Source organism: Acinetobacter brisouisimilis (genome assembly GCF_000368265.1).
GTDB lineage: Bacteria > Pseudomonadota > Gammaproteobacteria > Pseudomonadales > Moraxellaceae > Acinetobacter.
Window position 1 is genome coordinate 410,068 of the sequence record NZ_KB851218.1, and the last position, 20,187, is coordinate 430,254.

Annotated in this window: 24 protein-coding genes; 9 read left to right on the plus strand and 15 right to left on the minus strand. The window is 42.8% G+C overall.

The window, feature by feature from the left end; genetic code table 11:
• The first annotated feature begins 6 nt into the window (after positions 1 to 6).
• Positions 7 to 726, plus strand: a complete 720-nt coding sequence (purC, locus tag F975_RS03270; RefSeq protein WP_004750140.1) for a phosphoribosylaminoimidazolesuccinocarboxamide synthase — start codon at positions 7 to 9, stop codon at positions 724 to 726.
• Positions 727 to 780: 54 nt separating this feature from the next.
• Here the strand turns inward: purC and F975_RS03275 are convergent, their stop codons facing one another.
• Positions 781 to 1,062 carry a putative quinol monooxygenase gene (locus F975_RS03275; protein ID WP_004750143.1) on the minus strand — a complete coding sequence of 94 codons (282 nt, stop codon included), beginning with the start codon at positions 1,060 to 1,062 and terminating at the stop codon, positions 781 to 783.
• A 127-nt stretch (positions 1,063 to 1,189) separates the two neighbouring features.
• Here F975_RS03275 and F975_RS03280 point away from each other — a divergent pair, with 127 nt between their 5' ends.
• Entirely contained in the window at positions 1,190 to 1,543 is a 354-nt protein-coding gene (locus F975_RS03280; protein WP_004750145.1) for a DUF488 domain-containing protein, read from the plus strand.
• Between the two features lie 59 nt (positions 1,544 to 1,602).
• Here F975_RS03280 and F975_RS03285 read toward each other — a convergent pair whose 3' ends face one another.
• From F975_RS03285 to F975_RS03300, 4 genes are all read right to left on the minus strand, one after another.
• A complete protein-coding gene (locus tag F975_RS03285) occupies positions 1,603 to 2,883 on the minus strand; it encodes a replication-associated recombination protein A (RefSeq protein ID WP_004750146.1) in 1,281 nt (426 codons plus the stop codon).
• A gap of 76 nt (positions 2,884 to 2,959) precedes the next feature.
• The gene (locus F975_RS03290; RefSeq protein WP_004750147.1) at positions 2,960 to 3,670 is read right to left on the minus strand and encodes a tetratricopeptide repeat protein; all 711 of its coding nucleotides are present in this window, start codon (positions 3,668 to 3,670) and stop codon (positions 2,960 to 2,962) included.
• Positions 3,671 to 3,766: 96 nt separating this feature from the next.
• Entirely contained in the window at positions 3,767 to 4,933 is a 1,167-nt protein-coding gene (locus F975_RS03295; RefSeq protein ID WP_004750148.1) for a PQQ-dependent sugar dehydrogenase, read from the minus strand.
• 62 nt (positions 4,934 to 4,995) lie between these two features.
• Complete coding sequence (locus F975_RS03300) at positions 4,996 to 5,403, minus strand: MerR family transcriptional regulator (RefSeq protein WP_004750149.1); 408 nt, start codon at positions 5,401 to 5,403, stop codon at positions 4,996 to 4,998.
• A gap of 73 nt (positions 5,404 to 5,476) precedes the next feature.
• Between F975_RS03300 and F975_RS03305 the strand changes: the two genes are divergently transcribed.
• A complete protein-coding gene (locus F975_RS03305; RefSeq protein ID WP_004750151.1) occupies positions 5,477 to 6,109 on the plus strand; it encodes a cation efflux transmembrane domain-containing protein in 633 nt (210 codons plus the stop codon).
• Here the strand turns inward: F975_RS03305 and F975_RS03310 are convergent.
• The 3 genes from F975_RS03310 to F975_RS03320 all read right to left on the minus strand — a co-directional run bounded on the left by F975_RS03310 (position 6,101) and on the right by F975_RS03320 (position 8,414).
• Positions 6,101 to 6,457 carry a hypothetical protein gene (locus F975_RS03310; RefSeq protein ID WP_004750152.1) on the minus strand — a complete coding sequence of 119 codons (357 nt, stop codon included), beginning with the start codon at positions 6,455 to 6,457 and terminating at the stop codon, positions 6,101 to 6,103. The two genes, F975_RS03305 and F975_RS03310, sit on opposite strands and share 9 nt — an antisense overlap.
• A 56-nt stretch (positions 6,458 to 6,513) precedes the next feature.
• The gene (locus F975_RS03315) at positions 6,514 to 7,767 is read right to left on the minus strand and encodes an ammonium transporter (protein ID WP_212749269.1); all 1,254 of its coding nucleotides are present in this window, start codon (positions 7,765 to 7,767) and stop codon (positions 6,514 to 6,516) included.
• Positions 7,768 to 7,967: 200 nt separating this feature from the next.
• A complete protein-coding gene (locus F975_RS03320; RefSeq protein ID WP_004750156.1) occupies positions 7,968 to 8,414 on the minus strand; it encodes a YcgN family cysteine cluster protein in 447 nt (148 codons plus the stop codon).
• A gap of 193 nt (positions 8,415 to 8,607) precedes the next feature.
• Between F975_RS03320 and F975_RS15435 the strand changes: the two genes are divergently transcribed.
• Positions 8,608 to 8,763 (plus strand): DUF1328 domain-containing protein, encoded by a 156-nt coding sequence (locus tag F975_RS15435; RefSeq protein WP_004750157.1) that lies wholly within the window; start codon positions 8,608 to 8,610, stop codon positions 8,761 to 8,763.
• Positions 8,764 to 8,803: 40 nt separating this feature from the next.
• Here F975_RS15435 and F975_RS03330 read toward each other — a convergent pair whose 3' ends face one another.
• Positions 8,804 to 9,643 (minus strand): SDR family NAD(P)-dependent oxidoreductase, encoded by an 840-nt coding sequence (locus F975_RS03330; protein ID WP_004750158.1) that lies wholly within the window; start codon positions 9,641 to 9,643, stop codon positions 8,804 to 8,806.
• A gap of 183 nt (positions 9,644 to 9,826) precedes the next feature.
• Here F975_RS03330 and phoB point away from each other — a divergent pair, with 183 nt between their 5' ends.
• Genes phoB through F975_RS03345 form a run of 3 tightly spaced genes read left to right on the plus strand, consistent with a single transcriptional unit; the run spans position 9,827 to position 12,289 of the window.
• Positions 9,827 to 10,534, plus strand: coding sequence for a phosphate regulon transcriptional regulator PhoB (phoB, locus tag F975_RS03335; RefSeq protein WP_004750165.1), 708 nt, complete (start codon positions 9,827 to 9,829; stop codon positions 10,532 to 10,534).
• Positions 10,535 to 10,547: 13 nt separating this feature from the next.
• On the plus strand, positions 10,548 to 11,909 hold the full coding sequence (phoR, locus tag F975_RS03340) for a phosphate regulon sensor histidine kinase PhoR (RefSeq protein WP_004750166.1): 1,362 nt from the start codon (positions 10,548 to 10,550) through the stop codon (positions 11,907 to 11,909).
• A 17-nt stretch (positions 11,910 to 11,926) separates the two neighbouring features.
• Positions 11,927 to 12,289: a hypothetical protein gene (locus F975_RS03345; protein ID WP_004750168.1), complete on the plus strand. Its 363-nt coding sequence runs from the start codon at positions 11,927 to 11,929 to the stop codon at positions 12,287 to 12,289.
• A gap of 32 nt (positions 12,290 to 12,321) precedes the next feature.
• On the opposite strand, the gene asd is transcribed toward F975_RS03345, so the two are convergent.
• The 3 genes from asd to pncB all read right to left on the minus strand — a co-directional run bounded on the left by asd (position 12,322) and on the right by pncB (position 15,378).
• Positions 12,322 to 13,173: an archaetidylserine decarboxylase gene (gene asd / locus F975_RS03350; RefSeq protein ID WP_004750170.1), complete on the minus strand. Its 852-nt coding sequence runs from the start codon at positions 13,171 to 13,173 to the stop codon at positions 12,322 to 12,324.
• Positions 13,170 to 14,021: a sulfurtransferase gene (locus tag F975_RS03355; protein ID WP_004750171.1), complete on the minus strand. Its 852-nt coding sequence runs from the start codon at positions 14,019 to 14,021 to the stop codon at positions 13,170 to 13,172. The genes asd and F975_RS03355 overlap by 4 nt, the downstream gene beginning before the upstream one ends.
• A gap of 154 nt (positions 14,022 to 14,175) precedes the next feature.
• Complete coding sequence (pncB, locus tag F975_RS03360; protein WP_004750173.1) at positions 14,176 to 15,378, minus strand: nicotinate phosphoribosyltransferase; 1,203 nt, start codon at positions 15,376 to 15,378, stop codon at positions 14,176 to 14,178.
• Positions 15,379 to 15,577: 199 nt separating this feature from the next.
• On the opposite strand from pncB, the gene dtd reads away from it, so the two are divergent.
• Positions 15,578 to 16,018 carry a D-aminoacyl-tRNA deacylase gene (dtd, locus tag F975_RS03365; protein ID WP_004750175.1) on the plus strand — a complete coding sequence of 147 codons (441 nt, stop codon included), beginning with the start codon at positions 15,578 to 15,580 and terminating at the stop codon, positions 16,016 to 16,018.
• Between the two features lie 44 nt (positions 16,019 to 16,062).
• Here dtd and F975_RS03370 read toward each other — a convergent pair whose 3' ends face one another.
• The 3 genes from F975_RS03370 to serB form a co-directional block, all read right to left on the minus strand.
• Positions 16,063 to 16,542 (minus strand): SCP2 sterol-binding domain-containing protein, encoded by a 480-nt coding sequence (locus tag F975_RS03370; RefSeq protein WP_004750178.1) that lies wholly within the window; start codon positions 16,540 to 16,542, stop codon positions 16,063 to 16,065.
• A gap of 150 nt (positions 16,543 to 16,692) precedes the next feature.
• Positions 16,693 to 17,010 (minus strand): AciT family ciprofloxacin tolerance protein, encoded by a 318-nt coding sequence (aciT, locus tag F975_RS03375; RefSeq protein ID WP_004750180.1) that lies wholly within the window; start codon positions 17,008 to 17,010, stop codon positions 16,693 to 16,695.
• A gap of 400 nt (positions 17,011 to 17,410) precedes the next feature.
• Positions 17,411 to 18,634 (minus strand): phosphoserine phosphatase SerB, encoded by a 1,224-nt coding sequence (gene serB / locus F975_RS03380; protein WP_004750182.1) that lies wholly within the window; start codon positions 18,632 to 18,634, stop codon positions 17,411 to 17,413.
• Between the two features lie 76 nt (positions 18,635 to 18,710).
• Here serB and F975_RS03385 point away from each other — a divergent pair, with 76 nt between their 5' ends.
• Positions 18,711 to 19,985 carry a hypothetical protein gene (locus F975_RS03385; RefSeq protein ID WP_004750187.1) on the plus strand — a complete coding sequence of 425 codons (1,275 nt, stop codon included), beginning with the start codon at positions 18,711 to 18,713 and terminating at the stop codon, positions 19,983 to 19,985.
• Positions 19,986 to 20,187: the final 202 nt, after the last annotated feature.

Here is a 20,187-nt window from a genome sequence, read left to right on the forward strand (position 1 = left end):
CATCCCATGTTAAAACAAACCTTGCTCTATACAGGTAAAGCAAAATCTGTTTATGAAACAGATAGTCCAGACCACTTGATTTTAGTTTTTCGTGACGATGCTTCGGCGTTCAACGGCGAAAAAATCGCGCAACTAGATCGTAAAGGCAAGGTGAACAACCGTTTTAACGCCTTTATTATGGAAAAACTGGCTGCTGCTGGTATTGAAACCCATTTTGAGAAATTGCTTACACCAACAGAAGTGTTAGTGAAAAAGCTAAAAATGATTCCTGTAGAGTGCGTTATTCGTAACTATGCAGCAGGTTCTTTATGCCGTCGTTTGGGTATTGAAGAAGGCAAAGAATTGAACCCGCCTACGTTCGAATTGTTCTTCAAAGATGACGCGCTTGGCGATCCAATGGTGAACGAATCTCAAGCGATCGCTTTAGGTTGGGCAACTGCTGAACAACTCGAAAACATGAAAGAACTCACTTACAAAGTAAATGATGTTCTTAAAGCATTGTTCGATCAAGGTGGTATGCTTTTGGTTGACTTCAAACTTGAGTTTGGCGTATTCCATGACCGTATCGTACTCGGTGATGAATTCTCTCCAGACGGTTGCCGTTTGTGGGATAAAGAAACCAAGAAAAAACTCGACAAAGACCGCTTCCGTCAAGGTTTAGGTGGTGTTGTTGAAGCTTATGAAGAAGTTGCAGCACGCTTAGGCATTAACTTAGAAGATATCTAAGTTTTTCCCTTGTAAAAACCGAGTCATTTGGCTCGGTTTTTTTATACAGAAAAACTAAGCTTGATATTTTTCAATAACAAAAGGTTCAGCCAAGTAATCCCCTATCACCTCAACAAGATGATTCCAGTGTGGCGTTTGATTGTGGGCAGCAATAGCAGCTTCATCTACCCAATGCTCAATTAAGAGAAAAGAATTTGCATCTAAAATATCCGTCCCCAGTTGATACAACTGACATCCAGCCTCTTTTCTAGATTCTTGTACCATATTGGTTAAGGTTTGGATAAAATTTTGCTTTTGTTCAGGTTTTACTTTAAAAAATACATTTAGAATAATCATATTATTAACTCTTTTTTACAATACATAAATGACAATCAAAGGCAGAAATACCTTAGTCTTAAATAGTCAAAGCGGCATTTAACCCACGTCCATTTTAACGATAAAAATAAACTTTCGAGTCGATCAAATGACATATTCCATACAAAGAATTTATCAATATACAGGTCAGAAACCCGCCATTTTTATTGATCGTTTATGGCCTAGAGGCATTCGCAAAGAAGTGATGACCGATATTTCATGGATGAAAGACATTGCCCCAAGTACCGAACTCAGAAAGTGGTTTCATGCAGATAAAACTCAACGCTATGCCGAATTTTGCCAACGTTACCAACTTGAACTTTCAACACCTGAACAGCTTAAGCATTTGAATGACATTCGGCAGCTACAGCAGGAAAATGGTACATTAATTTTACTTACAGCCGCAAAAGAGCCTGAGCATAGCCATGTTCCTGTATTAATTCAGGCATTAAACCAGCTCTAAACAATTTCGTGATTGTATCGTGCATAAAAAAACCGCCTGATATTCTCAAGCGGCTCTTTTTATTGCTGTTGCTGCTGTTGTTCTTGCTGCCAGCGGCGCTGCTGTAAACGCTCGCCTTCGACTTCACGTTTATTACGCGCAGATTCGTACAGTTTTGTACCTTTCAACTCAGGCGGCAAATATTCCTGCAATACAAAATTTTCAGGGTAATCATGTGGATAAAGATAATCCACTCCATAACCCTGCTGTTTCATCAACTTGGTTGGAGCGTTACGCAAATGTAATGGTACAGACAGGTTTGCAGTTTTCTCTGCTAGCTCCATCGCGCGGTTAATAGCCAAATAAGTACTGTTACTTTTAGCACTAGTCGCCAAGTACACTGCACATTGTCCCAAAATAATGCGGGCTTCAGGCATACCAATCACCTGTACCGAGCGGAAGCATTCGCCTGCCAGCAACAACGCATTCGGATTGGAATTACCAATATCTTCAGAAGCAGCAATCAGCATGCGACGCGCAATAAATAATGGATCTTCCCCGCCTTTAAGCATGCGTGCCATCCAGTACAGTGCTGCATCTGGGTCACTACCGCGAATGGATTTAATAAATGCCGAAACCAAATCATAATGCTGTTCGCCAGACTTGTCATAACGGGCGATATTCTGCTGGGCAACGCGTACCACCAGCGCATTGTTAACGTGATTGTCCTGTTCAGGCTCAAAAGTACTGGCAATTAAATCCAGTAAATTAAGTGCCTTACGGGCATCGCCTGCTGCAAACTGAATCAGGGCATCAAACTCATCGATATAAATCTGACGTTCCTGTAAAAAGCGATTTTGCTGTAAGGCTTTGTTTAATAAACTTTCAATGGCTTCATTTGACAAAGCATTTAAGCTATAGACCTGACAACGTGAAAGTAAGGCACTGTTGACCTCAAAAGACGGGTTTTCTGTGGTCGCACCAATTAAGGTAATTTTGCCTTTTTCTACTGCACCGAGTAAGGCATCTTGTTGGGACTTGTTAAAACGATGAATTTCATCAATAAAAACCACAGGTGTCAGTAAATCACCGCTTTCAGCAATCACTTCACGCAGTTCTTTGACCCCAGTATTGAGTGCTGACAAACTGATAAAAGGACGATCCACCGCTTGCGCCAACAACAAAGCAATGGTCGTTTTACCCACGCCAGGTGGCCCCCAAAAAATAATTGAGGGTAAATGCCCCTGATCAATCATTTGCCGTAATGGTGCACCTTCTCCCAATAAATGTTCCTGTCCAATAATTTCAGACAGATCACGTGGGCGTAGGCGCTCGGGTAATGGAATTTGGCTCTCTGACATGCGGTTTTAATTCATTGCTTTGGCTTGGCTATAGTCTACAAGATTGAAATGCCCATTCAATAGCGTTGTTCTATGATTACATCTGTTGAATCAACTCATACAAGTCCGCTTTGGCATCTTCATCTCCCTGCTCGGCGGCTTTACCCAGCCACTTCATGGCTTGTTTTTTATCTACGGCTACACCTTTGCCATCGCGATACAAACAACCCAAATTATATTGCGCTGTCGGGTTGTCTAGCTCTGCTGCTTTTTGATAATAATCGAAGGCTTTTTTAAAGTTTTGTGTGACACCACGACCATTAAAATACATGACACCCATATTGTTCAAGGCTTCACGATGATTGAGTCGTGCGGCTTGGCTGTACCAGTTAAAAGCTTTGGCGTAATTTGGCGGATCTTGTTCATATTCATACGTATAGCCAAGATTATACATAGCATCAGCTGAACCATGTGCGGCCGCTTTGGTGTAGTAAGCCAAGGCTTTTTTCGGATCTTGCTCTACACTTTCACCCTGGTCATACATCACACCCAAACTATATTCAGCATCCGCATTGCCTTGCTGAGCAGCTTTTTCATACCAAAAGCGTGCCTGATCAAAATCCTGTTCAGTGTCATTGCTGCCATAGTAGTACACGTCACCGATTTTATACTGCGCTTCGGCCCGTCCTTTTTGAGCAATTGCCAGAACCTGTACATCACTCATATCATCAAAGTTGGCAGCAAATGCAGGTGTGGTAATTGCACCCACCAGTAAGCAACCGACCAATACGTTACGAATTTTTTTCATAAATTATCCAATTTTTAAATAATACTCTGCTTTATTTTTAAGTTGTTTTAAGTCAGTTTTTTTATTCGACAATCAAAAAATCTGCATCGGTTAAGTTTACTGCAATTTCAACAAAGCTGCATTCTCACCATCTTCAATCACCCATAAATCTCCCTGAGGTGTTTGCAATAATCCTCGTATGCGCTGCCCCATCTCAATTCGTTCCAGTTCTTTAATCGGCTGATGCTGAATATCCACCACAATAATTGATTCAGATGATAAACCGCCAATCAACGCCTTACCTGTCCATTGAGGAATACGTTTACCCTGATAAATAATCAGGCTTGAAGGAGAAATTGCAGGTGTCCAACTTAGAGCAGGTGCTTGAAATCCTGGTCGGGTATCATGCTGTGGAATTTTTAAACCTGAATCTGAATAACGATCACTATTGGATACTAAAGGGTAACCATAATTGCGCCCTCTATAAATCTGATTCAATTCATCACCACCTTTAGGACCCTGTTCCACTTCCCAAAGCTGTCCTTTGCTATCAAAAGCAATGCCTAAAGGATTCCGATGTCCCCATGACCAAAGCTGAGCAGCAACGCCACCTTGAGCATAAAGTGGGTTATCGATGGGTGTGGTACCATCGGCATTGAGTCGTATCATTTTACCCAAATGGCTATGCAAGTTTTGTGCGGGATTAACCTGCTGGCGTTCCCCCGAGCTGATCCAGAGTTTGCCATCACGGTCAAATAGCAAGCGATAGGCAAAATGCTTATTACCTTTTACTTTAGGTTGTTGTGTCCAGATTCTTTGACGGTTGAGCAGTCTTGGCTGTCCAGCGTGTGAGAGATCCAGCTTGGCACGGTCAACGGCTGCACCTGTAGTGTTCTGCCCAGAGGCTTCTACATAGCTGAAATACACCCAGTGATTTTGGTTAAAATCAGGATGCAAGACAATATCACCAAGACCACCCTGCCCCGCATAGACTACTGGTGGCACACCTGCTACAGACCATGACTGCTGACTCACAGGGTCAAACAACTTGATTGTCCCTGCTTGCTCAGTAATCAGCAACCGACCATCAGGTAATGCGACCAGCGCCCACGGTGAATTAAAAGTGCCGACTGTTTGAAAGTGTAATAGTGCAAATTTTGAGGTGCGTTGGTTCATAAACTGATCAAAATATTGCTCGATCTGTTTAAAAAAATCTGACGAACTACAAGCAGTTAAACTTAAAACTGACATTAATAAAAAAAGAAGATGCTGAAATCTTCGCATAAACACACCATCCGTAACATTCATGCATCCTGAAAAGACAGGAGTTTATAGTTTTTTACCTTTTATTCAGCATCCAACTGATGTAAGGTTTTTACAATATTACAATCCTGAATACAGGCTTGAGAATTACAGCTCTGGCGTAGCTGCTGTAATTGCTGGCTAAATTTCTGCAATTGCTGAATTTTATCCTGAATATGCCCCAAATGGGTTTCCACCAGTGTATCCACGACAGTACAATTGTCTTGCGGATGCAGCATCAGTGCATTCATCTCTTGAATTTCCTTAAGGGACATTCCCAATTCGCGACAATGCCGAATAAAAATTAACTGTTGCAATGCCTGATCATCATAATAGCGATAATTATTATTCGCACGCTTTGGCGCAGTGATGAGCTGTTTTTTCTCATAAAAACGGATGGTATCCGCAGAAATTTTGGATTTTTTAGCCAATTCACCAATCGAAAAAAACATATGCACCTCACTTGACCTTAGAGCAACTCTAAGCTTTTAAATCCGTGTATGCAAATTAAAACAGGATTTTCAAATGGCAGGCTGTCAATGTGAACACCACACATCAAATCATAGCATTTCAAAAAAATTTCGTAATGCGCTGTGGATTGCCTTATTTCTCAATTTAAGTCTGTTTATTATTGAAGTGATTGCAGGGGCACATGCAGGCTCTGCTGCGCTTTGGGCAGACTCTCTTGACTTTGCTGGTGATGCTTTTAACTATGCCATTTCGATTATGGCTTTGGGACTCAGTTTGTATTGGCGTGCCAGTATCGCCCTGATTAAAGGCTATACCATGCTGTGTTTTGCGATTTTGATCTTGGTCAAAGTGGTTTGGGCGTACTGGACAGGCGTGCAACCCGAAGCCATGACGATGGGCATTATTGGTGTTATTGCCCTGATTGCCAATGTGATCAGTGCCCTCGTACTCTATACCTTCCGTGATGGAGATGCCAACATGACCTCGGTCTGGTTATGTAGCCGCAATGACGCGATTGGTAATATTGCAGTAATTTTGGCGGCGGTTGGCGTCTTCGGCACACACAACGCCATTCCTGACCTGATTGTCGCTACGGTGATGGCAAGCCTAGGCTTTAGCTCAGGTTATCATGTGGTTCAAAAATCACGTGCTGAGCGTCAAGCCAATAAAACAGGACATTTAGCGTAATGCACCAATATAATGATGTGGCACTTCTTCTTTTTGCGCTGGGCTTGGCAGATCATCCATAGCAGGTGTCATGGCGCTTACTGGAGCAACAAACTTCACGCTTGCAATCTGCGTAGGTGCTGTACCATAAGACAGCACTGCATCCAGACGAGACCCTAAACGGTGCAACTCCGCATCGCCTGTGGTCAAGGCAAGCTTGACCACTTCTTGAGCGTACTCCTGATTATGTTCCAGATACACCACATCAATCACCCGCCCTGCCACACGTCTTAAACGAACATATAACTGTGTGGCGAGGTCAAAGATCTCTTTTTCAACTTTTTTATCTTTGCTCAACATCGTCTTCATACTTTTCTCCACAGTTGTGGTTCAAGCTGGGCTTGAACCAATTTTTATACAACACATCAAGGTACATGCTCGCCGTGTTGTGCTAAATCCAAACCAATTTGTTCCTGTTCTGCATCGACTCGCAGACCAATCACTTTATTAATTACAAATAAAATCACGACAGAAATGATCGCGCTGTAGAGGAAGGTCGTCACTGCACCTATCACTTGGACCAGCAGACTGGCATCCAAACCTGAAATATGTTTTTGTGCAAACACGCCTGTCAGAATGGCACCGACAATCCCACCTACACCATGAATCCCAAAAACATCCAATGAGTCGTCAGCTTTGAGTAGAATTTTGAGCTGAGTTGCACCCCAGTAACAACATACCCCAGCAATCAAACCAATCAGCAAAGCGCCTGTCATATCTACAAAACCAGATGCAGGGGTAATCGCAACCAAACCTGCGACTGCACCCGAACATGCACCAAGCAGCGTCACTTTACGACGGCTGATATATTCCACCAGTAACCATGTCAATGCTGCCGCTGCTGTTGCAAGCTGGGTGACCAGCATTGCCATGCCCGCACGTCCATCGGCTGCACCTGCTGAACCCGCGTTAAAACCAAACCAGCCTACCCACAGCAATGCTGCACCAATAAAGGTATAGATCAGGTTATTTGGAAAAAATGGCTCTTTGCCATAACCATTGCGCTGACCTAGCATATAGGCACATGCCAGACCTGCAGCACCTGCATTAATATGCACAACCGTGCCACCAGCAAAGTCCAGAGCACCTTTGGCTGCCAACCAGCCTGTTGGTTCCCAGACCCAGTGTGCAACAGGGACATACACCAGTAAAATCCAGAAAAATATGAACCAGAACATCGCAGAAAAACGCATACGCTCAGCAAATGCACCAGTAATTAAAGCAGGCGTAATAATGGCAAAGGTCATCTGAAACATAATCCAGACGGTTTCAGGAATACTGGAAGCCATATGGCTCACGGAAATTTTGCCATCGATGGCATCGAACACCACACCTTGCAGCATGATGCGATCAAAACCGCCAATAAAGGCATTATTGGGTGTAAACGCCAGACTGTACCCGACGACAACCCACAGCACACTTGCTAGACACACAATCACTAAACTTTGTAAGGCAGTGGCAATTAAGTTTTTTTTACGCACCATTCCTGCATAAAACAAAGCAATTCCGGGAATAGTCATGAGTAAAACCAGCGCAGTGGAGGTCAGCATCCATGCGGTATTTCCCGTATTGATTTGCTCTAGATTGGTGATATAAGGCGCCGTTGCGGCACATGCCATACCCGAATTGGCAAAAAAGCCAAGTAAAATGAGTACAAGATTGTTGATATAGCTATTTTTATACATTCTCCCCCCATAACAGCATTGCTTAAAAGTAATTGAAATTTCACCCATTTTTTATGGGTAAAAATCAAGCAAAATTTAAGCCAAAAATGAAGGGAGTTATCTTTTATTTTTTATATTATTGTTTTTAAAAATTTTTACCTTACCCAACGTACAATATATTCATCAATATCATCTTCGCTCACAGATTCCTCTGAAATACAGCGTCCTGCTACCGATTTTTTGGCTTTAATCACACTCTGCAGCGAGCCTGTATTTAAATAATGCCATGAAGGTAAATTTTTGCCTTCATCAATACGTCGGTAGGCACAGCTTGACGGCAACCATTTAATTTTTTGTAAGCCTTCTAAAGTTAATTGAATACAATCAGGTACATGCTGCTGACGCTGACTGTAATCCGAGCATTGCCCCGTTGTACAATTGAGTAACTTACACGCCACTTTTGTATAAGCCACTTCATGCGTGTCTTCATCTTCAAGTTTGAGTAAACAGCACAAGCCACAACCATCGCACAAAGCTTCCCATTCTTCGCTTGAGAGTTGATCTAATGGATATTTTTTCCAGAATTGTGGACGCAGCGCCATAAATTTCTCAGTCTAAAAACAACAAGGCAGACATTATAACATGCCAAACTCTAGCTTAATTTTTACAAACTGCACTTACATAGCATGATGAAAGAGCTGCATAAAGTGCACATTTTATGCACAAAGCAAAAACAGTCATGCCAATTTACAGTGCTAAACTGAACCTCAAAATAAAAAATTCAGGAGAATCATCATGTTTCGTTGGGCGATTATTTTTGCAGTGATTGCACTAATTGCCAGCTTACTCGGATTCGGTGGTGTCGCTGGTCTATCACAACAATTTGCATTGATCTTGTTGGTTGTTGCCTTGATTTTGGCAGTCATTGGTTTTTTTTCAAGAGGCCATTAACAGATTCTCAAACAAAAAGAGAAGCTTACGCTTCTCTTCTTTAGTATTTCCAGGTTTGCAACCGATTTAACCAAACGCTCAGTTGCTGGTAACCTGCCGGGAAAAAACGCTGTAGCAAATCTAAAACCTTGGCATCAGTACCAATCAGGACTCGCCGCTGGTTTCGGCGAATGGCTTTCAGAATTTTCTGGGCAGCCTTTTCAGGTGGAGTCCTCAGCAGTTTCTCAAAGTCCTGCTGTGTACCATCGGTTTCAATTCCCAAACTTTGTAAACTTTGATTAGAACGCGCAGATTTGGCAATATTGGTTCGCACCCCTCCAGGGTGTACACATAAGGCACTCACCCCACAGCGCTGAATGTCCAGTTCCTGACGCAATGACTCGGTAAAACCACGTACTGCAAACTTGCTGGCATTGTATGCGGACTGGGTCGGCTGGGCTGCAATTCCAAAAATACTGGAAATATTGACAATATGCCCATCTTGGGTTTGCTTAATATAAGGCAAGAACTCTTTGGTTCCATACACCACGCCCCAAAAGTTGATATTGGTAATCCAAGCCAGATCTTCATAACTTGCACCTTCAACTGTCGATGCCAGCGCCACCCCCGCATTATTAAAAATCAGGTTAACCTGACCATGTTCACGTACGGTTTGTTCTGCCCAATATTGCACCTGCTCACGCTCGGCAACATTAACCAAATGTGTCGAGACCTGCACTTTATAGGCCTGAAGTAAGCTTTGCGTCTGTGCTAAACCTTGCAAATCAATATCACTCAAGGATAAATGGCAGCCCTGCCGTGCTAAAAGCAACGCCAACTGTTGCCCAATACCTGAGCCTGCTCCTGAAATTGCTGCTACTTTTCCTTGAAAACTTTTCATTACCATCTCGATCTTGCATCTTGACCATCATATGCGTCATCATTTAGTCATATGACGATCAAGATTTTGTCACAAATATTTTTTAAAATTGCAGATACCTAAATCTACTGCAATGATACTGTCATAATTAGTCTTTGTAATACTGGACTATAAACAAATAAAGCAGTGATAGGATTTGACCTTGTGAAAGAGGATTATATTTTAATCGTCGATGACGAATTACCCATTCGCGAGATGATTCATACTTCGCTCGATATGGCAGGTTTCCAATGTTTGCAAGCCGAAGATGCCAAACAAGCCCACCAAATGATCGTTGATCAACGTCCTTCGCTTATTTTACTCGATTGGATGCTTCCTGGTGGAATTAGTGGCGTTGATTTGTGCCGCCGCCTAAAACGCGATGAGAACCTTTCGGAAATTCCTGTGATTATGCTCACTGCACGTGGCGAAGAAGATCATAAAGTTCAAGGCCTTGATGCAGGTGCCGATGACTATATGACTAAACCATTCTCAACGCGCGAACTGGTATCACGGATTAAAGCCGTTTTACGTCGCTCTAATGCCTTGAGTGGGGAAAAATCCATTGATGCCAATGGCTTAATTCTAGATCCTGTAAGTCAACGCGTCAGCTTTGCCGACAATATTTTAGATATGGGCCCAACTGAATATCGCCTATTGGCATTTTTCATGACCCACCCAGAACGTGCCTATACTCGTGCACAACTGCTTGATCAGGTTTGGGGTGGCAATGTTTATATTGAAGACCGAACAATTGACGTCCATATCCGCCGCCTACGCAAAGTACTTGAACCATTTGGAGTGGATCGTTTCGTACAGACCGTACGAGGTACAGGCTACCGTTTTTCAACGCGCGCCGATGCTTTAAGTTAGTTAGATCACTTTTATGTATGAACCTTACCCAACCCCAGAAATTAGCCTAGAACATAAGCGTTATCGTTATAGCAGTTTATGGGATTACGCCAAACAAGATCTACGGATCTTGTTGTTTTTCATAACAATTTCTAGTTTAATTGGCTTGGGAATAGGTCATTTTTGGATTTGTCTTGCAATTGCGTTTGCTGTGTTTATTGTCATGCAACTGCGCGCACTGTATTTGGTCAACGACTGGATCGCCAATCGACCTTATGATGTACCGCCAAACCTGAATGGGATTTGGGGTGCACTACTGTTCAATATTTATAGGTCACAACGTCAGGAACGTGTAGTTCAAGCCGAAATGGTCGGACTCATTGACCGTGCCCAGTCTTCACTGGTGGCACTTGCTGAAGCGGTGATTCTGACCGATGAACTACATCAAATTGAATGGTGGAACCCTGCGGCAGAGAAACTGTTGGGCGTTCAGGAACTGGATCGTGGACGCAATATTTTGGGTATTTTGCGCCAGCCTGCTTTTGTTGAATATTTTAATAATATGGAACAACAGCCTGACGGCATTAAACTACAATCTTCGATTCATGAAGATCGCTATGTGCAAATCAAGCTCACACGCTTTGGTCTAGAAAGCCGCCTTATCGTGGCATACGATGTAACTCGGGTTCATAATCTAGAACAGATGCGTAAAGACTTTGTCGATAATATCTCGCATGAATTACGTACTCCCCTCACAGTGCTCAGCGGCTATCTGGAAACTTTTACTGATCAGGAAGATTTCAATCCACGCTGGAAACGCCCTTTTGAACAAATGCAGGCACAAACTCGGCGCATGAATGCTCTCGTCAATGACTTGCTGCTATTATCGCGCTTGGAAAATGACAAACAACTGGCAAAAAACCAGATTGTCGACATGCCTAGTCTGATGAACCAGTTATTTGATGATGCGCAGGCCTATAACTCCGAATACGGACATATTTTAAATCTCGACATTGACAGTCACTGTGACCTGCTTGGCTCGGATATGGAACTTGCCAGTGCTTTTGGCAACCTAATTACCAATGCCATTAAATACACGCCTAAAGGTGGAGTGATTACCATTGGCTGGCATGATGATCAGGAACATGGTTACTTTACCGTGCAGGACAACGGGATTGGGATTGACCCAAAACATTTACCGCGCCTTACCGAACGGTTTTACCGTGTAGATAGCGCACGTAGCCGCCAAACAGGGGGAACAGGTTTAGGGTTAGCGATTGTCAAACATGTGCTCATGCAACATGGGGCACACTTAGAAGTTGAATCACAAATCAATCAAGGTTCATGCTTCAAAGCTGTTTTTCCAAAAGAACGCCTCTGTCAAGCAGAGGCCTAAAGCCCTACACTTAACGTATGAAAAATTTTTATCTCATACTTGGCAGCCTATGCGCTGCCTTTATTGTCTTTCTGATCGTGAAAGCACAGCAAACCGATACCGATGAAATCGCTCGGTATCAAGCCATCTTGTGTTTTGTGATTCGACAACCCGATGCGCCACATAATGTTCAACAGCTTCGTGAAAAAATGCGACAAGTCCAGCAAGGCAGTATTCCTGACTATGCATTCAAACAACCCCATTTTCGCGAAACCTTAGCCAATCAGTGGATTGAAGCCTATTTCAGTTTATCACCCGCCCAGCAAGTACAGGCGCGGCTATCCTACGAACAATGCACTGCGGTATTTAACAAACACCCTAAAGCAAAAAACGCAACCTGAAGGTTGCGTTTTTCATAGGATCGGCCTGCGAATTAAAGCACTTGCCCTAAACGCTCACCCATGACCACAACAGATTCCGCTTTGAATTTTGCATCCCAAGCCATCGTATTCGGTTCAAACAACACAATTGCCGTTGAACCCAAATAAAAACGCCCAAGCTCATCGCCTTTTTGCAGTTCAAGCTGATGTTGCTGCAAGTCTAGACGACCATTCGGTTTGACTTTACCTGTGGCAACCGTTTCGATCCCCGCCACAATCATGGCGCCAACCAGCACCACAGCCATACGACCAATCTCAGTGTCAAACAAACAAACCATACGCTCATTACGCGCAAACAGGTTCGGAACATTTTCTGCCGTGACCTGATTAACCGAAAATAATTCGCCTGGCACATATAGCGTTTCAGTCAATGTGCCTGAAAATGGCATATGTACCCGATGGTAGTCACGTGGTGACAGATAAACGGTTGCAAATTGCCCCTGTTTAAATGGCGCAGCCAGTTTAGGATCACCCACCAACTGTTCAACGGAAAAACTCTGTCCTTTCGCCTGAAATACATCACCATCGGTAATTTGACCAATTTGTGAAATTGCACCATCGGCTGGGCTGACAATACTACGACTGTCGGCGTCAATCTGACGCACGCCCTGCTTTAAAGCGCGAGTAAAGAACTCATTAAATGATTTGTATTGCAACGGATTATTTTGTTCGGCAACCGACAAATCAATCTGATATTTGTTTTTAAATGCCTGAATGACAATATTTTTAACAATCGGGTTTTCACTGGCAGCAACTTTACCCACCACACGACTCAGCTGATGCTGCGGTACAATACGTTGGGCTTGTAAAAAAAGTTGTTTCTTCAGTTGTGATGTGAGGCTCAAAACGGCTTCTCTCCCGTAACAATTGGACTCTCGGGGCGATTTCCCCACTCACTCCATGCACCATCGTATGCGCGAATATTCAAATTGAGCAAACGACCTAAAATATAAGCCAGGCCTGAGCGATGATGCGACTGGCAGTACACTACCACAGGCTGCTTAAAGTCGACCCCTAATTGCTGCAAACTTTGTTGTATGTGTTCTAAAGGGCGTAATTTTAAATGATTTTCGCGATTAAGGGCAGTACTCCATTCGTAATGAATCGCATGGGGAATATGCCCACCCCGTCGCGCTGCCAAACGTAGCCCTGTATATTCATCCTCAGTACGGCAATCCCAAAGTTGGATGGCATTCTTTTTAACCAATTCCAGCAATTCGGCATATTCAATCCGTACTTGAGCAGCTTGTTCCAGATTTACAGGAATCAGTTGGTCTGTGACAGCCACATCTTGCACATCAACCGAAGTGGGTAAGCCTGCCCCCAGCCAAGCGTGAATACCACCGTTGAGTAAACTGGTTTGGGTAAAGCCCAAGCAATGTAGATTCCACAAGAAGCGCCCTGCCCATGCCCCACCTTCATCATCATAAGCCACCACATGATGTTGCGGTGAAAGCTGCAAGTATTCAACCAGTTGTTGTAAACCCTCTACATCGGGCAGCATGCCTGATGCCAGCTCTTGCTGGCGCACCAGCTGCTGGGGTTTAACATGCACTGCATGGGGAATATGCAGCTGTTCGTAGACCGACAGGCGGCTCAAATCGACAATCCTTAAATTTGGATTGCCTAAATGCGGCACAAGATCTTCGGCATCGATTAATAATGGAAAACTTAATTCAGAAGTGGCTGTCATTTTTTATTAGGCTCAAGACGTGCTGAAACTCGATCATGCTTGATCATAACATAGGCTTTTCATGCCGATTTATGATTTTTTACGCAAGCATTGTGCCAAAGATTCACAAGACAAAAACTAAAAACCGACTCTTATGAGTCGGTTTAGATTCAATTTAAACAGCTTCAACCTGAAACACCTGCCGTAAATAGGCAAGGAAAGTATCATTATCAGTCATGGTTTTACCTGGGCTGTCCGAGATTTTTGCCACAGACTGTCCATTACATTCCACCAGTTTCAGCACAATATTGAGAGGTTTCAAGCCCATATCATTGGTCAGATTGGTACCGATTCCGAAACTGACTTTGAAACGGTCTTTAAAGTACTGATGCAAATTCCACGCACGCTCTAAATCCAGCCCATCACTAAAAGTTAACATTTTGGTTTTACTGTCAATTTTGAGCTTTTGGTAATGTGCGTAGGCTTTATCCCCCCAGACATACGGGTCGCCACTATCATGACGCAAACCGTCAAACAGCTTGGCAAAGTACAGATCAAAATCACGCAGGAAAGCATCCATCCCGACCACATCGGTCAGGGCGATGCCTAAATCCCCACGATATTCCTGTACCCAAGCTTCAAGTGCTGCTTTCTGGAAATTGCGCAAACGTACATCCAATGCCTGAAATGCCTGCAAAAATTCATGTGCCATGGTGCCAATTGGCGTAATGCCCAGTTCTTTTGCCAACATGACATTACTGGTACCACGAAATACATCTGGAGCAGCGCGGTAAAATTCTTCCACGATATGTCGATGCCACGTCAAACTATAACGGCGACGCGTACCAAAATCAGATACCAAAAATGGATTTTCATCTGCTTGTTGCTGCTGTTCGTATTGTTTTAATAACTGCAATTTAGCTTGTAAACGGCGTTCACCTTCAGCCAGGACTTTTTCAGAATGAATCCGTCTGAAATATAGCTCATTGACAATCGACAGCACAAAAATTTCAAACATCAGGGCTTGTACCATCGGCCCTTCAATATGAATATCGAGACGTCCCTGATCATCAATGCTTGCCCGAATAAAACGGCGTTTGAGCTGGAATAATTCTAAATAATCAACAAAGTCACTTTTGATAAAACGTAAATTGCGTAAATACTGCAACTCATCGTCCTGAAAACGCAGCTCACACAAGTAATCCAGTTGCTGGTTCAGGTCATCCAGAATATCCGTCAATGGATACACCGTATCTTCAAGATTACGGCAGCGGAATTGATACACACTATGAGTTTGTGGAAACTTGTGTAACACCACTTGCAGCATCGTAAATTTATATAAATCCGTATCAAGCAAGGATCGTATGATTGGTTCCATATCGGTTAGATCTTTTTTAGCTCAAGGCATTAAACCACACTTTTATACGCAACTCAGCGAGTGTTTTAGCAAATAATGATAAAAACCTATCCAAATTAGTAGTTTTTTGCTGAATTTATAATCACCACATCTTCATGAAAAAGATTTTAAAGCTCGTTTGAAATGTTTATAGTCTGTACTTTTATGAGTAGTCTTAAATATGCGTGCCCTATTACAACGCGTAAAATCCGCCAAAGTTGTTGTAGATGAACAAATTACAGGTGAAATTCAACATGGTCTTTTAGTTTTTTTGGGTCTGGCACAGCAAGATGATCTTGCCATAGGCAAAAAATTGATCGACAAAATCCTGAAATACCGCATTTTTGATGATGAACAAGGCAAAATGGGCTGGAATGTCGCTCAGGCTCAAGGTGGAATTTTACTGGTTTCACAATTTACCCTGATGGCACAAACCCAAAAAGGCTTACGCCCGGATTTTGCCCCTGCCATGCCACCTGCTGCGGCAAAAGCATTGTATGAGAAGCTGATCGACTACACCAAAACTCAATATCCCCAAGTAGAAACAGGGATTTTTGCTGCAGATATGCAAGTTCATCTGGTCAATGATGGACCTGTCACGTTTAACCTTGAAGTGGTTTAAATAAAAAAGCTCTCAAATCTGAGAGCTTTTTTATGGTCTAGAATTTATTTGCCTGTTTTTTGACGAATAAACTGACGAACCTGTTTTACTTTGGCTTGTACCGGTTTTGGTAATTGTGGTGGCAACAAACGTGCAACCTTGTTAAACCAGACCAACAAGCTAAAGTCACCTTCCATTTTAATACTGCCGTTTTGCATACCCGTCATAAATGCAGAAGGTTCACCTTTAATCAAGGTTTTTACAGCTTGGTTACTATCAGCAAACTGCAAGGTAAAATCAGCAGGTTGAGGCGCACCAGCAACGGTATCCACTTTGCCATTATTGACCAGAATCTGACGGGCAAAACCTGCATCGGTTGCAATCTGGATGCGAATTTGGCGATCATGCGATAATTCAATAAATTTCGGCGAGGTTTTCGCAAGCTGTTTCATTCGTAAAACCATGCTGACCACCAACAAATCCAGTGGGTCTGTACTTACATTCAGCAAAGGTAACTTTACGACAGGAATAGCAGAAAGATTCATGTGCATTTAGCCTATTGTCATTTTATTCATCTTTAAAGCATCCTATCATAACTTGCCAAATGAATAACTAAGCTTTGTATAACAATTTTTAAGAAAAAAAAGTGCATTTTTCAATGCACCCGAGTTGAGTAACTGATGATTTAAACGGCTTTATTGTTCTTCTTCATAAACTGGGGTGTGTTCAATCAACTGTCGGTTGGCAAGCGCCTTTTGCGCAACATGATCTGCTCTTAATAGCAGCACGGTAATTCCCATCATGACAAGGCTAAGCGCAGTTAAATAACTATAGGTCATTGGCCAATGAAAGGCAGACTGTGCACCCAAACGAATCGCCTCTACAACACCCCAAAACGCCATACCTGCAAACATAAACCCGAGCCAATGCCGAAAAGGTGAAAAGAAAACAGCGATAAGCGCAATGGCAATCAAGCCGATCCCCACCATAGTGGCAACATTTGCTGTTAACATAAAACCTCCGTCTATCACATTTTGTGACTGCAACCCTGATCAATTTGAGCATGTTCTGATTAAGCGCTTACGTATTTTTCAGATGACTGTGTGCATGCTCATAATGGCATTATGCAAAGTTTTTTCAGAAAAAAAAGGGAGTTTTTCCAGCAAAGCGACACACTTTGTCGCCAAATACCAATGTCATTACAAAACGATTTTTTGTGAAAATTCGGCGAGTAAAGGAAATATATAGGATTGCGTGTCATTACAATGCACTTCAGACCTTTTTATGCTTAAAATCATTTTTTTATAAAATTTTTTAACCCTTCCAAAAACGTAAATTCATTGAAACAAATATTTAATTCATATGAAAAAAGCACAATTTTTAAATTGTGCTTTTTTATTTAAAAACAAAAACTTAATTAACAGAATGCATGTCTTTATCGTGTACACCCAGCAAATACAAAACACCATCCAAACCAATGCTTGAAATTGCGTGATTAGCATTTTGGCGTACCAGTGGTTTCGCTCTAAATGCCACGCCTAAACCTGCAATTGAAAGCATTGGCAAGTCATTGGCACCATCGCCCACCGCAATCACTTGTTCAAGTGAAATACCCATTTCATCTGCCAAGCGGCGAAGCAGTTCGGCTTTACGCGCACCATCGACAATCGTACCTTTGACTTCACCTGTCACCAAGCCATCTTGTACATCCAAGATATTGGCATGGACTTCATCAATCCCCAGTTTTTTCTGTAAATATTCAGCAAAATACTGAAAACCGCCCGATAAGATGGCTGTTCTGTATCCCAAAAGCTTAAGCGTTGAGATCAGGCGTTCTGCACCTTCGGTAATGGTCAAACGTTCTGCAATTTTTGGCAATACGGAAGCATCTAAACCTTTGAGCAAGGCAACGCGAGCACGGAAGCTTTGCTGGAAATCCAGTTCGCCCTGCATGGCACGCTCTGTAATTTCTGCAACTTGTGCTCCGATCCCCGCTTCACGCGCCAACTCATCAATCACTTCTTGTTCAATCAGGGTTGAGTCCATATCAAAACAGACTAAACGGCGATTTCGGCGGTAAACATTATCTTCTTGTACCGCAATATCAATATTCAGTTCAGTTGATAAGTGTAGGCATGCTGCACGCATCCCTTGCGCATCGAACATTTTCCCTTTTAAACCGAACTCTACGCAGGCGCGACGACGCTCTGTATTTGGGGTATCGAGTAGCAAACGCTCTGATAAACGGGTCACTGTTTCAATGTTAAATCCCTGACCCGATACAATTTGCGTGACAGCTTGCAAATCGGCTGCCTTCAGTTCAGGTGCGAACGCCGTCACAATATAACGGGTTGCTCCACCTTCACTGACCCATTGATTATATTCTGCGTTAGAGATTGGTTTAAATCGCACAGTTAAGCCAATATCATGTGCTAAAATTAGAATCTCTTTCATTGCCAAAGCAGTTGTGGTCTGATCTTCAGATGCAACCACGATGCCAAGGGTCAGCTGATTATGAATCACGGCCTGACCCACATCTAGAATTTGCAATGAATGAGAGGACAAAACTTGCATCAATCGAGTGAACTGATTGGGTTGGTCGGGTCCTAAAAATGAAATAAGAATGATTTCTTGCATGGATTGACTCAGTTTGAGCTACAACTATGATTAGAATCATAATCGAAAATGAATCGAATTGCCTTGGAAGTTTACCTTGAATGCACCTAGACAAGGGCTATTTGCTAGCCTACTGATTGTAAGTTTTGCATTGCAGACCTTTTTACTGGTCATTGCAACCACGCATCAACTCAAAGAAAACCGTGCCAGCCAAGGTCAATTGCTGACCACACAACTGGTTACGGACAGCTTGCATGAATTAGACCCAGCAAATCGCGTGTCTTTGGCGCTTCTAGTCGATCGTTATAAAACCAATCCAAGTATTGCCTCTATTCGCATTCTCGATGCCTCCAATCAGGTTCTGGCAACAGATGGCTTATATAAAACCCGCGAAGGTGAAGTCTTTAGCCGTGATGCACTACAAAATGAAAAGAAAGTCGGTAGTGTCGAAGTCACGCTGATCAAACCGAGCATTGGCGAAATTTTGCGTAGTGAATGGCTTGCAATTTTAGCTTCCCTGATTTTGCATTTTGTTTTATGGATTGCCTATCGAGCGATTGCTCGCCCAAGCCGTAGCGAATATCTGGCACGCATTAACAAGGAAATGCACCTCAAGCATGAGATTCAGGCGCTCACTCAAGCACTTGAACAGGAAAAGCACAATAGTGCCGTGGTCATTGCGCAGGCACAGCAACAACCTAAAAAACAGGCGATTCCAAACCGACTGTTCAATAGCGATAAAACTGATGTGAATCCAAACCCACATGCTTTGGCACTGAATATTCAGTTTTATGACCCAAAACAGCTTTTGAGCACGGTCAGTCAGTCCGTTTCTGTACCTTACTTTAATTTGTGTCAGTTATTCTTGAAAAAAAGTATTGATTTATGTGTACAGCATTATCATCTTTCTCAAGCAGATATTAACGTACAACAAAGCTTCCAAGCAGATGGAGCGACCATTACCATTGATGCCGAACGCCCGAAAGCGGTCGAATGTCTGCTCATGGTTGGCATGGTCTTTCAGTTACTCTCTGAGGTACTGTATAAACGCTACCGTGAAGAAAAACGCTTTGTACTGCAAACTCGCTGCGCGATTGCCAACGCAGTTGAAGACATGCAACTCAATGCAGCACAAGCGGCAGCTCGCCTGACACACAACTTAACGGCGAAAGAAAGCGCACTGTATTTGCAAGAACAATATCTGAAACTGATCAGTGAACATTTTCAGCTTGTGGCTCTACCTAACCCAAGCAATGTACTGACCCGTCACGCGTTTATGATCAATGGTATGAACAGTGAATGTGCTGAACTGGCACAAAATCTGCGTACCGAGATCTTAAAAAGTAAAAAATCACGTTCTGAAACCACTTAAATTACTGTCTAGTTTTCAACCTCGCCTGAATGGCGAGGTTTTTTTATCATGATTTTGCCTTGACATCATCAGCTTTAGCAGCATTATAGAAATACACATCAGAAAAGCTGCTGTGGATCTTGAGGGAAACATAGGCAATACTGCCTAAAAATTGCTAATATAAACAACTGCGATAATCGATTGCATTGTAAATTCAGGGTTA